The 13514-nt window shown below is 49.0% G+C and carries 12 protein-coding genes; 3 read left to right on the forward strand and 9 right to left on the reverse strand.

The window, feature by feature from the left end:
* Positions 1 to 7 precede the first annotated feature (7 nt).
* Positions 8 to 739, forward strand: a complete 732-nt coding sequence (gene tpiA / locus S7335_RS05340; RefSeq protein WP_006455478.1) for a triose-phosphate isomerase — start codon at positions 8 to 10, stop codon at positions 737 to 739.
* A 120-nt stretch (positions 740 to 859) separates the two neighbouring features.
* Here tpiA and S7335_RS25745 read toward each other — a convergent pair whose 3' ends face one another.
* From S7335_RS25745 to ruvB, 3 genes are all read right to left on the reverse strand, one after another.
* On the reverse strand, positions 860 to 2164 hold the full coding sequence (locus tag S7335_RS25745) for a diguanylate cyclase domain-containing protein (protein WP_006455573.1): 1305 nt from the start codon (positions 2162 to 2164) through the stop codon (positions 860 to 862).
* A gap of 905 nt (positions 2165 to 3069) precedes the next feature.
* Positions 3070 to 3975 carry a tetratricopeptide repeat protein gene (locus S7335_RS05355; protein ID WP_083785045.1) on the reverse strand — a complete coding sequence of 302 codons (906 nt, stop codon included), beginning with the start codon at positions 3973 to 3975 and terminating at the stop codon, positions 3070 to 3072.
* An 82-nt stretch (positions 3976 to 4057) separates the two neighbouring features.
* Positions 4058 to 5257: a Holliday junction branch migration DNA helicase RuvB gene (ruvB, locus tag S7335_RS05360; RefSeq protein WP_006456459.1), complete on the reverse strand. Its 1200-nt coding sequence runs from the start codon at positions 5255 to 5257 to the stop codon at positions 4058 to 4060.
* A 260-nt stretch (positions 5258 to 5517) separates the two neighbouring features.
* Between ruvB and S7335_RS05365 the strand changes: the two genes are divergently transcribed.
* Positions 5518 to 5808: a DUF4236 domain-containing protein gene (locus S7335_RS05365; protein WP_006456877.1), complete on the forward strand. Its 291-nt coding sequence runs from the start codon at positions 5518 to 5520 to the stop codon at positions 5806 to 5808.
* A 94-nt stretch (positions 5809 to 5902) separates the two neighbouring features.
* On the opposite strand, the gene S7335_RS05370 is transcribed toward S7335_RS05365, so the two are convergent.
* Together S7335_RS05370 and hemE are read right to left on the reverse strand one after the other, a co-directional pair.
* Positions 5903 to 6862 (reverse strand): NAD(P)-dependent oxidoreductase, encoded by a 960-nt coding sequence (locus tag S7335_RS05370; RefSeq protein WP_006455602.1) that lies wholly within the window; start codon positions 6860 to 6862, stop codon positions 5903 to 5905.
* A gap of 143 nt (positions 6863 to 7005) precedes the next feature.
* Positions 7006 to 8070: a uroporphyrinogen decarboxylase gene (hemE, locus tag S7335_RS05375; RefSeq protein WP_006454140.1), complete on the reverse strand. Its 1065-nt coding sequence runs from the start codon at positions 8068 to 8070 to the stop codon at positions 7006 to 7008.
* A 208-nt stretch (positions 8071 to 8278) separates the two neighbouring features.
* On the opposite strand from hemE, the gene S7335_RS05380 reads away from it, so the two are divergent.
* Positions 8279 to 8821, forward strand: coding sequence for a phycobiliprotein lyase (locus S7335_RS05380; protein WP_038015688.1), 543 nt, complete (start codon positions 8279 to 8281; stop codon positions 8819 to 8821).
* Here S7335_RS05380 and S7335_RS25750 read toward each other — a convergent pair.
* The 4 genes from S7335_RS25750 to truB form a co-directional block, all read right to left on the reverse strand.
* Entirely contained in the window at positions 8818 to 9480 is a 663-nt protein-coding gene (locus S7335_RS25750) for a hypothetical protein (RefSeq protein ID WP_006455462.1), read from the reverse strand. The genes S7335_RS05380 and S7335_RS25750 overlap by 4 nt on opposite strands.
* Positions 9481 to 9685: 205 nt before the next feature.
* A complete protein-coding gene (locus tag S7335_RS05390; protein WP_006455165.1) occupies positions 9686 to 11947 on the reverse strand; it encodes a DUF3769 domain-containing protein in 2262 nt (753 codons plus the stop codon).
* 263 nt (positions 11948 to 12210) lie between these two features.
* On the reverse strand, positions 12211 to 12327 hold the full coding sequence (locus S7335_RS26660; RefSeq protein WP_006455505.1) for a photosystem II reaction center protein I: 117 nt from the start codon (positions 12325 to 12327) through the stop codon (positions 12211 to 12213).
* Between the two features lie 211 nt (positions 12328 to 12538).
* Positions 12539 to 13507, reverse strand: a complete 969-nt coding sequence (gene truB / locus S7335_RS05395) for a tRNA pseudouridine(55) synthase TruB (protein ID WP_006455713.1) — start codon at positions 13505 to 13507, stop codon at positions 12539 to 12541.
* Between the last annotated feature and the right edge of the window lie 7 nt (positions 13508 to 13514).

Genomic DNA, 13514 nt, shown 5'->3' on the forward strand with positions numbered 1-13514 from the left:
AATATCCGTGCGAAAAGTTGTAATTGCTGGTAATTGGAAGATGCACAAAACTCAGGCAGACGCGTCTGCGTTTGTGCAGCAGTTGATGCCTCAGCTAGAAAGTGTTCCTGAGGAAAGAGAAATTGTGCTCTGCGCTCCATTTACTACGCTAGGTCTATTAGTCGATAAGCTACAGAGCAGTCGGGTGCAGGTCGGCGCTCAAAACGTGCATTGGGAAAGAGAAGGTGCCTACACGGGTGAAGTCTCGGGTGTCATGCTAAAAGAACTAGGCGTGCGCTACGTAGTGGTGGGCCATAGTGAGCGTAGGCAATACTTCGGAGAGACGGATGAAACGGTGAACGCCAGACTAAAGGCGGCTCAGCTCCATGGTCTAACGCCAATTTTGTGTGTAGGTGAAACTAAGCAGCAGCGCGATGCCGATCAGACTGAATCTGTGATTACTGGCCAAATTAAAAAAGCGTTAGTCGATATTAACCAGTTTAATTTGGTAATTGCCTATGAACCAATCTGGGCAATTGGTACAGGAGACACCTGTGCGGCCGATGAAGCGGATGCTGTCATTGGTAAAATTCGTGCACTCTTAGACAATAAGGAAGTATCTATTCAGTATGGTGGTTCGGTCAAGCCTGAGAATGTAGACGAGATTATGGCACAAAGCGAGATCGATGGTGCGCTAGTAGGTGGGGCAAGTCTGACGCCAGACAGTTTCGCGCGGCTAGCAAACTATCAAGATCAGTAATCATCCAGGCTGAAGTAATCTCAGTAGTGGTAGTCCTAGTAATCTGTGAGACTTAGTAATCTACGAGAGTGGGTGCCTTTTGCGCTTAGGCATTAGCAAGGGTTGCCTGGTTAAAATTGATTATCCATTCGGTGTTAGCTCAAGTTTGGCATCGACTGCTGCTTTGGGGATGAGGTCGCTATGGTTAATGGTGTTATGGTGACCGTTGATATAGGTGCGGTTGCGGCCTTGTTGCTTAGCGTAGTAGAGCGCGATATCCGATGCCTGAAGCAGCACCTGGGGTGTGCTATCGGGGCCTGGAATGATAGTCGCAATGCCGAGGGTAACGCTCAGGTAGGGCTCGTTGCTGCTAGCTGCGTGAGCGATCTGCAGCCCACGTATACTTGAGTGAATGTTTTGGGCTACGCGCCAAGCGCCATGAGTATCTGTGTTCGGTAAAATAATGGCGAACTCTTCTCCGCCATAGCGAGCAACTAAATCAGCGGAGCGTTGGGAAACTTGCAGAAGTGCCCTAGCGATATGGATCAGGCAGCGATCGCCTGCTGGATGGCCAAAGGTATCGTTGTAGAGTTTGAACTGATCTATATCACACAAAATTAAAGAGAGTGGCTGCTGGTCTCTAGCGAGCCGCTGCCATTCATCTTCAATATATTCATCAAATCGTCGACGGTTCGCGATGCTAGTGAGCCCGTCAGAGAGTGCTAGCTTTTGAAGTGCCTGGTTATTGGTAATGAGCGCTTGGTGTTGGATGCTATGTGCGATCGCTGAAGCTAGCTCAGTAGCAATGCTTTGAGTATCTGTAACGGCAGATGCGGACCAGGTCTGGTCGTTTGCCAGTGCCAGCGCCAGGATGCCCCAATACTGCGAAGCACCACATTGTGAAGGAGACTGCGATAGGCGACTAGTCGCAGAAGGTACTAGCGCGTTTTGGACAGGGATTAACAGCCAGTTCCCTAGCCAGCGTGCCTGCCAGCGCTGTATGTCTTGCTTGAGTGAACAATATGATTGCCTAAACTCGTCAACCGACTCGTTCGTTTGAGATAAAGCAAGAGATAGATCAATAGGCTGCCCTTGCCAAAGCTGTTCTAGAAGCGAGGGAAAATCAGCGTGACAAAAAGTAAAGGGCAACTGCCAAGATAGGGATTGATTCTGACAATAGCGAGAAACCTGTTGATATGTCGTATGTGTCCGATCAGGTTGTATCAGTACGACTTGGCTAGCCCCAAACAGTCTTGCGATCTCGACAACAGTCGTTCCTAAGACGGTCTTTAAGTCGAGCGTTCTCCTAATCTTGCGCTCGACTTCTCTAAGCCGTTGCTGCTGAACAAGTCTTTGTGGTTGCAGATCTCGCAGTGCAAACTGATTACTCTGCGGAACCTGTTGCAAGGTATGAGGGTTTATTCCTTCAGTTACATATGTAAGCATAGGCAGTTTCCTTCGAGCTAAGCCCTTTTAACTAATCCAACTAACCAATTCAACAAAGGGCAACTGAGCCTAGACGATGGAGCCTAAAGAGGCTCACGCATATGACTCTCCATTAGAATGTGAGACACGTATCCTACAAGGTGGGAATACTATTGATCGATTGATTGCTGATCGATTGATTGCGTCTATTTGGCGAACTCTATCTAGTACATACAGCACCAAAAGCTTGCTTGAGGAGTTCTATAGTCAAAGGCAAAGCTAAAATCAGGCCATTTAATAGCTACGGTTGATACATTCTACGGATGGCTAGCAAGTCTGCCCTTCCAAAAAAGGAGCTATAAAGTGTTCAACATGCTTAAGCAAAGCTGACTTGTATGAGACTTGTATGAGTAGTACGTAGCTGCGATTAGCTTTTTATCTGTGTTGTTCTATGTCTTCATCGTTCATTACTTCGAAGCAAAAAGAAAAGCGCTATCACGTTTGTTACTTACCTGAAGTACAACAATGTAGGTGCAACCCTTGTACAATATAGACCCCAGTGACTGTAGGGATAGGTAGACATGACTTCTATTCGAGTAAGCAGTCGCATGCTGCTATATCTTTAGTAGCTCTATACAGGAATCTACTGTGATGTTAGCTCGCTAGAGGTCTACGTATAACCGTGTATACGCTGATACTTTTTACGTACATTGGCTATCTACAGGAGCGTCGTTAGTTGCACCTGTCTAATGCGCTTAGGTTCCTTCATCCAATGAAGAGCAATATAGCGTTCGCCACTTATCTCTACATATTCGTGGATAAGGATAATCGTTGATGCATATGGAGCTAAGCGCATCAGCAATCGCCGAATGTATCCGGCGGTTGCTCACCGTATGATGGCTTGCTATTAGAAGTGATTAGAGTTTTTAGAGCGTCAGAAAATGCTCTAAAGCAGTCACCATTTTAGGTGGCCACCGCCTGACATCTTTGACCCACTTGAGATCTTTATAGCGGGTGTCTAGTCCCACGACAGCCACCCAGTTGCTTTCTGCTTCACCGCGCTGTCCGGTTTCCCATAGAGCGGCTGTCAGTGCGGCGCGCATATCGACAAAGCTAGGATACTTACGCACCAGGCTTTTCATAATCTGTAAAGATTTCTGAACATCACCTGTTTCATAGAGCGCTAGGGCGTAGTTGCCATAGGCCAAAGAAAAGCTAGGCTGCAAAGTAATCGCTGCTTGGTAGTCTGCGATCGCCAGATCCCATTCCCCTAAGCCAGCTTCTGCGTTCCCTCGATTGTTGTAAGCAGCGGGATCGTCAGGATCAATTTGCAAAACCTGATTGTAGTCAGCGATTGCCGCTTCCCATTCCCCCATAGCTTCTCGCAGTGCCCCTCGGTTCAGATAAGGGTCTGGCTCAGTAGGGGCTAGCGTGATCGCTTGGTTGTAATCGGCGATCGCCCCTGCTAAATCGTTGCGGCGTACTCGCACATTGCCGCGATTACTCCATAAGGGCGCAGCTTCAGGTAACTGCTCTATCAGCTCAGACCACTTCTCTTCTGCTAGGTCAAACTCTCCAGCCTGCGTCGCTGCAAAGGCTGCTTCTCTTAGCTCACCAACCTTTTCCCAGTCTAAGCTCACTGTATATGAATTCGTTGCCGACTTTGGTAGAACTGGTCTAGCGATCGTGTTCGCACTATCCTCTGCTAAAACAGGCGCAATAGCCGTTATAGAAAGTAAGATTACACAGAGTCCGATAGCACAGGACCTAACAACACAGCGCAGAACCTTTGAAGCTGCTGTAGGGAAGTGGGGCTGTATTCTCTTTATCATTAGCGTCTTAGACCCGTAGTTTTGAAAAGCTTGGATTCGCGCTCAGTGTTGGAATTCCTAATGTGGATGAGTGTAAACCCTTTTAAGTTAGCTCCTCTGTGTCAATCAAGTTGAGTAGCGGCGCATCAGGTATAAAGAAATGGTTGTGTGGCACTTGATAGCCGAGATGTTTGCAGGCCGCTGATGTGACGACTCGCCCTCTAGGCGTCCGCTGTAAATAGCCGATTTGTAGTAGATATGGCTCGTAGACTTCTTCGATAGTTTGAGGATCTTCCCCAGTAGAAGCAGCCATCGTATCCAGACCGACCGGACCGCCGTTGAAGTTTTCGATCATCAGTGTCAGTAGCCGGCGATCGGTCCAATCGAGTCCACAAGGATCAACGTTGAATAGCTCTAGAGCTTCCGCTGCTGTCTGCTGGTTAATCGGTCCTAACTGTTTGACCTGTACGTAATCGCGCACCCGCTTCAACAAGCGGTTAGCAATTCGCGGTGTGCCTCTAGCGCGCCGGGCAATCTCTTGGGCACCGTCAGCTAGAACCTGAGTCTTGAGCACATCGGCGGTCCGTAGGACAATTTGAGTAAGCTCATCAACTTCATAAAACCTCAAACGTTGGACTAGGCCAAAGCGATCGCGTAAAGGTGAGGCTAATGCGCCGACCCGGGTGGTTGCCCCAACCAGCGTAAATGGCTGTAGTGGAATGCTCCGAGTCCTGGCGCTTTGCCCTTTGCCAATGGTGATATCCAATCTGGCATCTTCCATCGCCGGATATAGAATCTCTTCGGTCACTCGTGAAAGCCGATGGATCTCATCAATAAATAGGACATCGCCTGCCTTCAAGTTCACCAGTAGTCCGGCAATATCTCGCGGACGCTCTAGGGCCGGAGCTGTCGTAATCTTGCAGTCGACTTCCATCTCCTGCGCTAAGATCAGGGCCATTGTAGTTTTACCCAGTCCAGGCGGACCATAGAGCAGCAGATGATCGAGCGGCTCTTGCCGAGATTTAGCTGCTTGAATGGCGATACTTAAGACTTCTTTGAGCGCTTTTTGGCCGATGTAGTCGCTAATGGCCCCTGGGCGAATACCCTCTTCGTTCCTTGATAGCTCTGTTGTTCTGGCCTCGCCTTTCAACAAGTCAGTTTTTACTGGAACGTTGCTCTTATCAGAAGCTGTTCCTGGCTGCGTTTGCTTTGACTGGGTAGGCGAAACTATCTTGCTATCTATCGATAGCCGCTTCTTTCTACCACCCTCTGAGGTCGAATGTTTTGAAGAGAAAATCGCCATAGAACAGCGCCAAGTGATACCCAAGTCTAGACAGATGTACTATAGCAGCTTACTCCAGAGTGATTTTTCTAACAGTCATAGCAGTCTAGCGAATGCCCCAGCAGCAGATGAGCCTCTAGCTTGATCCGATAGGGCTGTAGGTATCTTTTGGTTTTGTGCAGGTTGGTTAGCGTGCAGGTTGGTTAGCGCGCAGGCTAAGTATGGATAGCGATGCTTCAATGCAAGTGCCGCTACAATTCAATCACTACAACTGACTTATCATGGGACTTCGCTTAAGAAAAAAGATCAAGCTGCTACCAGGGGTATCTGTTGTCCTCTCTGATCTGGGTGTTTCTGCCAATATGAAGGCTGGCCCGCTGAGCTGGGACTCTATGCATCAAAGAGCCTCACTCAATCTGCCCGGGCCGCTTTCGTATCGGGTGAAGGCTGGCGCTAAAGGCCTGACGAAAGCGCAACTGCTGAGAATTGCGAAACGAGCTGGATTGGATGGCTGTTCTCAGCTTAAAAAGAAAGACATTCTAGAGTTGCTAAACCGTCGTGGCCTTGTGTAGGCAATCTTAGCCAGTTGTGGCACCTGAGCCGGCTATGTCACCTGAGCTAGCTATGACATCCAGTGATGACAAAATGCTTTTGCCACGAAAGTATCTATTTCAGCTTTTGTTTAGGGGCTACACCTGCTGAGCGAAAGACGTCCTTGATACTCGGATAGTTGTCTTCTAGGCCAAAGCTAGATGGTGTGACTGTGTTCTCGTAGGTAAAATGGCGATAGTCCATACAAAATCGATCCCATTCGGCCATGCGGATGTTGAAGACTTTGATAACGATGTCAGCTAGGGCAAAAGAGAGTGGAATTCGAAAGATAGGTGGTTTCCCAAGGTATGTAGCAATTTCTTCAACGATTTCGTTGGCGGTTTTAGCAGGGTTGCCAATGACGATTTCTCTACTCTCTTCTGCGCCAGGTGGATTGTCTACTAGATGGCGGACGACGTCGGCGATGTCTTTGGCGTGGATGTAGTGCAAGCTACCATCGGCACTGAGAAAGCGAATCAAGCTAATATACTTTGCGACTTCAGGCAGTCCCCCAGAAATGTGAGAGTAGGGCTTGGTCTCGCTGCCACCGAAGACTAGAGTAGGAAAAACGGTGGTGACTTTGGGCGTGATCGCCAACGCTTGCAGTTTCTGGTGGCAAATATATTTAGTACGCACATAGTCTGTCCCGATCTCACCTGCCTCTTTCAGCGGCGTATTGTCTCGATCGAGAATGCTGGCCGTCGAGAAATAAATCACCTGCTGACAACGTTCAACATCTAGCAAAGACATCGTCTCTAGCGTTTTTTCGACGTTGATTTCATAGCTTTCTTTCGGATCGCCCCACGAGGTTGCTACTAAGATCGCGGTGTCCATTGTCTTTAGCAAATCCGCGAACTGAGCGATCTCTCGCATATCGCCTTGGAGCACATGAATACCGGGGCGCTGGTCTACAGATACCTGTAGCTTAGCCGGATTGCGCATCATCAAAAACAGCTCATGATCCGTGTTTTCTATTAAGGTCTCTACCAGGTAATGGCCAATACAGCCACTCGCACCGGTGATGAAAATACGCATGAGTCATGTCGCTGAGAAAGCCTATTTATTCTGACATGAAAAAGCCCAAGACATTTGGTGCCGTGGGCCACTTGATTACTTGCAGAATTGAGAAGCTAACTCTTTAACTCCATCGATGTCTAACTCCATCGATGTCGTGATTTCTAAACAGCCGTCGCTAGTAGTTCGTTAACTTGCTTGCCTACCTCGAAGAAATACGCCCCATTTTCTTCGGGAGTGCCAGGCAGGATGCCGTGCCCAAGATTAAGGATGTGGCCTTTGCTACCGGCTTTGCGGACGGTATCGATAATGCGATCGCGAATCACTTCCTTAGATCCAAACAACACGCCCGGATCAACATTGCCTTGCACCATCATGTTCGGTCCAAGGCGGCGACGCGCATCCGCCATATCTACCGACCAGTCAACACTGACAATATCTACACCCGACTCGCCCATCAGTTCTAGTACCCCTGCGCTGCCACTCACGAGCAAAATTAGTGGTGTATCAGGATGCGTTTCTTTAACCTGCCGCACAATCTGCTGCTGGTAGGGAAGTGCAAAAGTCTTGTAGTCTTGCGGGCTCAGCTGACCTGCCCAAGAATCAAAAAGCTGTACTACCTGGGCGCCGCAGTCAATTTGATGACGAACGTAGATAGCAATGTTGTCTGCGATCTTACTGAGCAGACTATGTAGCATTTCAGGTCGAGAGAATGCCATATTCTTGATTACAGAGTAGGTCTTAGACCCTTTGCCTTCCACAATGTAGGCGGCTAGTGTCCAAGGCGCACCCACAAAGCCTAAGACGGTCGATTGGTTGCCAACCTCTTCTCGCAAGGCGCCTAAAATCTTGCGAATATAGGGCATTGACTCATCGGGATCGAGCGTGGTCAGTGCGTCGATCTGCGCTTGAGAGCGGATGGGTTCATCAATGATTGGGCCTTTCCCCTCAGCTACGTCCATAGCCACACCCATGCCAGGTAGCGGTGTGACGATGTCTGAAAAGAGAATCACACCATCGGGCTTGAATGCTTTCCAGGGTTGAAGCGAGACTTCAATGGCAACTTCTGGGATCTCAGATCTATCGCGGAAGGAGGGGTACTTTTCTCTCAGGTCTCGATAGGCTTTCATATAGCGACCTGCCTGACGCATCATCCAAACCGGAGGACGCTCAACCGATTGGCCTTGGGCTGCCCGTAGTAGAAGAGGGGTTTGGTTCGATCCGGTCATGGCGTGGGCGCTCTTAGATATTTGTTTTATTTTCCACTGGCTAGCTTATCATTCACTGTGTCTGCGCGAGCCCCACAAAGCCCGAAGCGTAAGGAAACAATAGAACTTGACTCCGTTTGAGATAGAACAGTGCCGCCGCCGCTTGCGCGTAAAATTAAAGGAAGTAAAGAACTGTAGACTTGTTTTCAGCGCTATCAAAAGTGACCCTATGGAAATTGTGAACTTTTTTGAAAAACTAGCTGGGCGATGGTTTTCTCAACGGACGACTCACGCCCTTTCGACTCAGCAGTCTAAAGCGGGCAAGTCTGATTTGGAAGTCTCATTCTTAGCATCAGATTCTGCTGAGGTTCAGACGCTTTGTGAAAGCTTAAGTGAGAGCGATCAAAGCTCTGGTGCACCACTGTGTGGACTGCAAATTCAGCAGAGCAGTACGATTGAGGGAGATACCAAGCCATCGATATCGACAACCTTGATGGTGCCGTTTGCTCCAGACTCTTCAGCATCAGGTCATGGAAAGCTAGTCAGCAGTGGGGGACCAAGCCAAAGAGTACAGCAAAGTACCTACTTGCTAGAAGACGAAGTCCTGACGATTGTGACCGAAGATGATCAGGCCCAATCTACAGAGCGTGTATGGTTTATTAATGACAACTTACGTATGCGTACTGGAATGATGGAGCTAACGGATGGTCTACGAATCGCTTCGTTTTGCTCTGAAATTCGTCTGGGCGTAAAGCCTCCAAAGGCAGATTAGGTAGTGGCAAATGCCTTCTTCTTGGCCAGTCGAAGAGTCTGCGCAGAGAAAGGCAAGGCTGGCTTAAAGGGTTGAATCGCTCTGGCCGAGGAGAATGGAATGCTGTGCTGCTGGTGCGATCGCAATAAATCGACCGTCTCTGTCGGCCCAGATGTTGATTGTCGATTGCTCGTAGGTAATCCGGTTGACTCATTAGCTGTAGTTGCTTTGGCCGGAGTTATTTCCTTCGCCAAATCAGGTATTCCTGGATGGAAGGCCATCGCCGATAGTGACTGGTGAATGCGGCGGCTAGCGCGTTCCTTGAGAGGAGCTTCTTGATTAGTTTGAATAGATTCAATCGTAGATTGAGGCAATGTCGTCACTAACTTCACTTCGCCAAACTCCCGGCAGATAGCCGCTTCAAACTCATGGGTGGCATGACGAACAGGCTGACCGCGGCGTTCCCACAACTCTAGAATCTGTTTGACGGAGCGCGACTTATAACGACCTTGATAGAGCGCTTCAACCACAGCATCGCGGATCCATACGGGGCGATAAAATTCTAACCACAGTGAAACCCACTGACGCGCGTCGTGATTGCCTACCTCGAAGCGATACCCTTCTAGTAGAACAGCGGCTTGCTGCGCCTCTATCGATGTGGAAAATGTGGCTAGGGTCATAAGAGATGCTGCCTATTCCAAGAAGTGACTTCCTACGACTGAAGTTCAATGAGTCTGCGAGCTTAGCTCATGTATGAGCTTACTAAAGAGCCCAGCGTGTTTACATTAAGAGAGTACACTTACCATTTAGCCTCATCTTTTAACAATAGGCAAGTGTGCTTATTAGTAGTCTTATTTTATGATCGTATTGCTGTTTTGCTTCTGATCAAAATCTTTCGACCACGCCCGCTTCGACCTGTCTGATTCGAGGAGTATCGAAGGGGTCGGTCTCACCTACCCAGTTGAAGTTGCTAAGCCGGAGGCCGATAGAACCGACCGATTGAGTGGCGTTATATCGCACCAGAATGCCATAGGTGCGGCGGCTGTACTCCAGCGAGTATGCTGTGCTTACAGAATCGCCCGAATCGACACTAAAGGCCGTCTCGAACCCAGCAATAATTGGACCGTACAACTGCTGTGCAACGCCTACGGAAAGGACGTTACGATCTACCAACCGATCGAACAAAAAAGGAGAGCTTGCTTCCCCGATGAAGGACTGAGAGTAACCTAGGGACAAGCGAGTATAGTCGCCAAAGTTACGGGAGAAGTGACCGAGCTGAGCATCTAGGCCGATATTCGCCAGCAGACTATTCTGTGAGTCGCCGCTGCTATAGTGAGTGAGCGTAGTGCGGATGCCTGTATTGAGATTTAGATAGGGCACGACTGGGCGCGGTGTAAACCGCAGACCTTCCTCTTGAGTCGCGGGCTTGGGCTTACCGCGTAAAAGGTTAAAGCTGCGTGTGAGGGCAACACTGCCTTGATAGCGCCCTAACGTCACTCGGCCAGTATCAGATCCACTGGCAAGGAGTAGGTCTTGTTGGTCAGTCCGGGCGTTGATTAGCTGAGCGCTCGCTTGATAGGAGAGCTTGAGTCCAGTTTTGCCAAGTGTGAAGGTTGGTGAAAGAAGGATAGTTCCTACACTTGACTGGACGTCTTGAAAGCCTAGTGACCCATTGAAGAGGCGCTCGCGGTAGCTGTATTGAAGGGATAGTCTGTGCCGAGAGAGCGCCTGATCGACGCTAACGCTAGCACGAATGTCCTCAGTGATGTCTTCAAAGTCAAAACCGTTGACTTCGGCTCTACTGCTAAGCCGAGTGGTAGGAGAAAGGCGATTATCTAACCTGGCAGTTGTCCCAAAGTTTTCGAGATCTATTGGCGAGTTAGTATCACCGCTCAATGCCTGGGCTGCGAAGTACTGAGGGGTGATAGAGAGTCGAGTTCTAGGGGTGGTGACAATAGGAATTTGACGACCGATGTATAGACCGCCGCGATCTCGTTCATCTATGCCAATTGCGACTGGTACCGGGTTAATGTCGTCTGAATCGACGTCGCCTCGATTAATAAGAATGCGCGATCGCAGCAACGGCAATGCCAACCCTTGATCGAAAACTAATCTAGGTCGTTTAAGTAGAAGTTCATCTTGAGTAGCCGATAGGTTGCGTAACAGCAGACTGTCGGCACGGAGTTCTACTTCTGGGGGTGAAAAGGGATCGTTCGTAATCCGTACCGATTCCGCTCGCCAACCTTCTACGCCAAAAGAGAGCTCATCGGTCTCAAACCGAAGCTGGCTAAACTGCCCGTCGCTACCTCTAGGAGCTTGCTGATTGAAAGAGCGACTGCCAACTTGGACACCAATTTGGACATTGCCGTCATTAACAACTTCGAGCGATGGGTTACGATTAACTGGGTCAAAGACCCGCCGCGAGCGACTGCCGCCTGCTAAAGGAGACGCAAAATCCTCTTCGATATCAGGAAGGAACAATGTTCCAACGGCGCCCCTAATTACTCCTGCCTGTTGGATGAAGTTATATTCAGCGCTATTCCCTCGCGCTAGTTGTCCGCCTGTAGTCAGTAGTACATTTCCTTCGGCTAGGGTAAAGCGATTGGTTAGATTTACCCAAGCCTGGTCGGCTTCAATCACAGAATCGCCGACTTGTAAACGCACGTCACCTCTGGCTGTAATGACTTGCGTTTCTGGATCATAGGTTTGGGAATCGGCTGTAAGCGATAGCCGCGAGATAAATTCTTCGTCCGAGGGTTGCTCACTCGCTTCAGTTTCGTTCGGCTCTAAGAAGATTGCTTCGGGGGCTAGGTCTTCTTCAGTTTCTAGGTTCTCTTCAAGTTTGGTGTCTACCGGGCTAGGCACGTCTATCGGGCTAGATCCTACGCCGGGTATTTCAGTATGGGTGGTTTGGGCAAGTGATGTTGAGGCCGTGTTTTCAACTGGCGAGAAGGAGTTCGTTTGTTTTATTCCCTTACCCTGCTGCTCGAGCCCATCTACCAGCATCGATAAGCGGGGTTGGGGACGGGAGGAGGTGACTTCTACAAGCTGTGTATGATGCTGTAGAAAGTTCTGTGGCCTTTGTGCTTGTTCAGCGATCGCCTCAATTACAGCAACCGGCTGAGGGGGTAAGTTAATTTGAACCATATGGACATGCCCCCTATCTCGAACTGACCCATACACCCTCTCACACAGCTACGAGAATTGACCATAGCGAACTAACCGGGTTATGAACTGGCCTTATCGTCAGCTGAAATATCAGTCTGACTATCTGACTAGTCAAAGCGCCTTTATACTCTAAAAATTTGACATAAAAAACTCAGGACGCAATGCAACATCGTTTCTAGGTCCTGAGCTTTTAGTTTGTATCCTGGGGTTTGTATCCTAGGGCTTGCTCTTAGGCGTACAAATTAATCAAAATCTCTACCACTCGGATTGCGGGCAGGGTCTCCACTCAAAAATCCGAAGATAAAGAGGCCAACAAAGAATGAAACCGTAAGATATACAACGATTTTGAGCGTTACCATTTCCTATCTCCAAACGCGCTTGTAACAGTAATCTTAATCATATCGTAATCTCTCTCCTCTTCATTAATAGTTGTCGCGAAGTAAGGATGCATCCTTACTTCGTGGGTAGAGTTGCCTGTTGCCCCGTAACGCTTTAAGCCGATGAGTATGTCCTAAACACTACGAGAGTTATTAAGAGGCGTGTGAACAAAAGTTACAAACATGAGTAGCGTTAATCTGCTGTTAAGAAGACGCGCTTTGGCACCAGAATCTTGGTAGCGCACTCTACTGATAGAGGGTCAGAAGGTAGAGGGTCAAAAGGCAGGCTACGAATTTCGCCGATTCCTAAAAATGTTTGGGTAGTTGCTTCTAGAATGCGAACTGGTGGATAGTTGGCGTGATCGCCGATCGGTTGAGGGATAGGAATACCCGCTGTAATTTCTAGCTTTTGCCCCAGCTGCCAACGCCGAGCTAGATCTGGCGGCAGCGTGATTGCCGCTAAGTGTTCCATCGCTTTTCCAGCTGAAACGGGTGCAAAAGTATTCTGTGCGATCGCCTTTTCCAAGTTTTCTAAAGTGAGACTATCTGTGAGTTTAAATCCGCTGCTGTAAGTGCGCGTTAGTCCTGCTAGAGTTGCGCCGGTCCCTACTGCTTCACCTAGATCCCTAGCCAGAGAGCGAATGTACGTACCAGCACCACACTTAATATCTACCGTTAGCTCCGGCTGCACGCCTGGCTTCCAGCTTTGACTGACTAAGTGCTCGATGGTGACTACCCGTTTAGGAACCTCTACTGCTTTGCCTGCTCGTGCGAGATCGTATAGTCGCCGTCCCTCTACTTGGATGGCGCTATACATCGGGGGAACTTGTTCAATCTTTCCAATAAATTGAGAAAGCGCCGCATCTACCGCAGCTTCTTCTAGTTCAGTAGCATCTTGCTGCTTGGCGATGTTACCTTCGAGGTCGTCTGTTGTTGTGATCACTCCAAATCTGATCACCGCTCGATACGCTTTTCCTTCTGGCAGATATTGTAATAGCCGCGTCGCTCGCCCTACCGCTAATGGCAAAACGCCAGTGGCTAGTGGATCAAGGGTTCCGCCGTGTCCAATTTTCTTGGTGCCCAAGAGTTTGCGCGTGCGGGCAACACAGTCATGTGAGGTCCAGCCAACTGGTTTGTTGAGATTGATAAACCCATGAATCATGAACGTT

It is taken from the genome of Synechococcus sp. PCC 7335, from assembly GCF_000155595.1.
Classification (GTDB): domain Bacteria; phylum Cyanobacteriota; class Cyanobacteriia; order Phormidesmidales; family Phormidesmidaceae; genus Phormidesmis.

Bases quoted from the DNA above. Each gene is read 5' to 3' on its own strand.
- S7335_RS25745 (WP_006455573.1), bottom strand. From the start codon at position 2,164: ATGCTTACATATGTAACTGAAGGAATAAACCCTCATACCTTGCAACAG.
- S7335_RS26660 (WP_006455505.1), bottom strand. From the start codon at position 12,327: ATGGTAACGCTCAAAATCGTTGTATATCTTACGGTTTCATTCTTTGTT.
- S7335_RS05370 (WP_006455602.1), bottom strand. From the start codon at position 6,862: ATGCGTATTTTCATCACCGGTGCGAGTGGCTGTATTGGCCATTACCTG.
- ruvB (WP_006456459.1), bottom strand. From the start codon at position 5,257: ATGGCGATTTTCTCTTCAAAACATTCGACCTCAGAGGGTGGTAGAAAG.
- S7335_RS05365 (WP_006456877.1), top strand. From the start codon at position 5,518: ATGGGACTTCGCTTAAGAAAAAAGATCAAGCTGCTACCAGGGGTATCT.
- S7335_RS05355 (WP_083785045.1), bottom strand. From the start codon at position 3,975: ATGATAAAGAGAATACAGCCCCACTTCCCTACAGCAGCTTCAAAGGTT.
- hemE (WP_006454140.1), bottom strand. From the start codon at position 8,070: ATGACCGGATCGAACCAAACCCCTCTTCTACTACGGGCAGCCCAAGGC.
- S7335_RS05390 (WP_006455165.1), bottom strand. From the start codon at position 11,947: ATGGTTCAAATTAACTTACCCCCTCAGCCGGTTGCTGTAATTGAGGCG.
- S7335_RS25750 (WP_006455462.1), bottom strand. From the start codon at position 9,480: ATGACCCTAGCCACATTTTCCACATCGATAGAGGCGCAGCAAGCCGCT.
- truB (WP_006455713.1), bottom strand. From the start codon at position 13,507: ATGATTCATGGGTTTATCAATCTCAACAAACCAGTTGGCTGGACCTCA.
- S7335_RS05380 (WP_038015688.1), top strand. From the start codon at position 8,279: ATGGAAATTGTGAACTTTTTTGAAAAACTAGCTGGGCGATGGTTTTCT.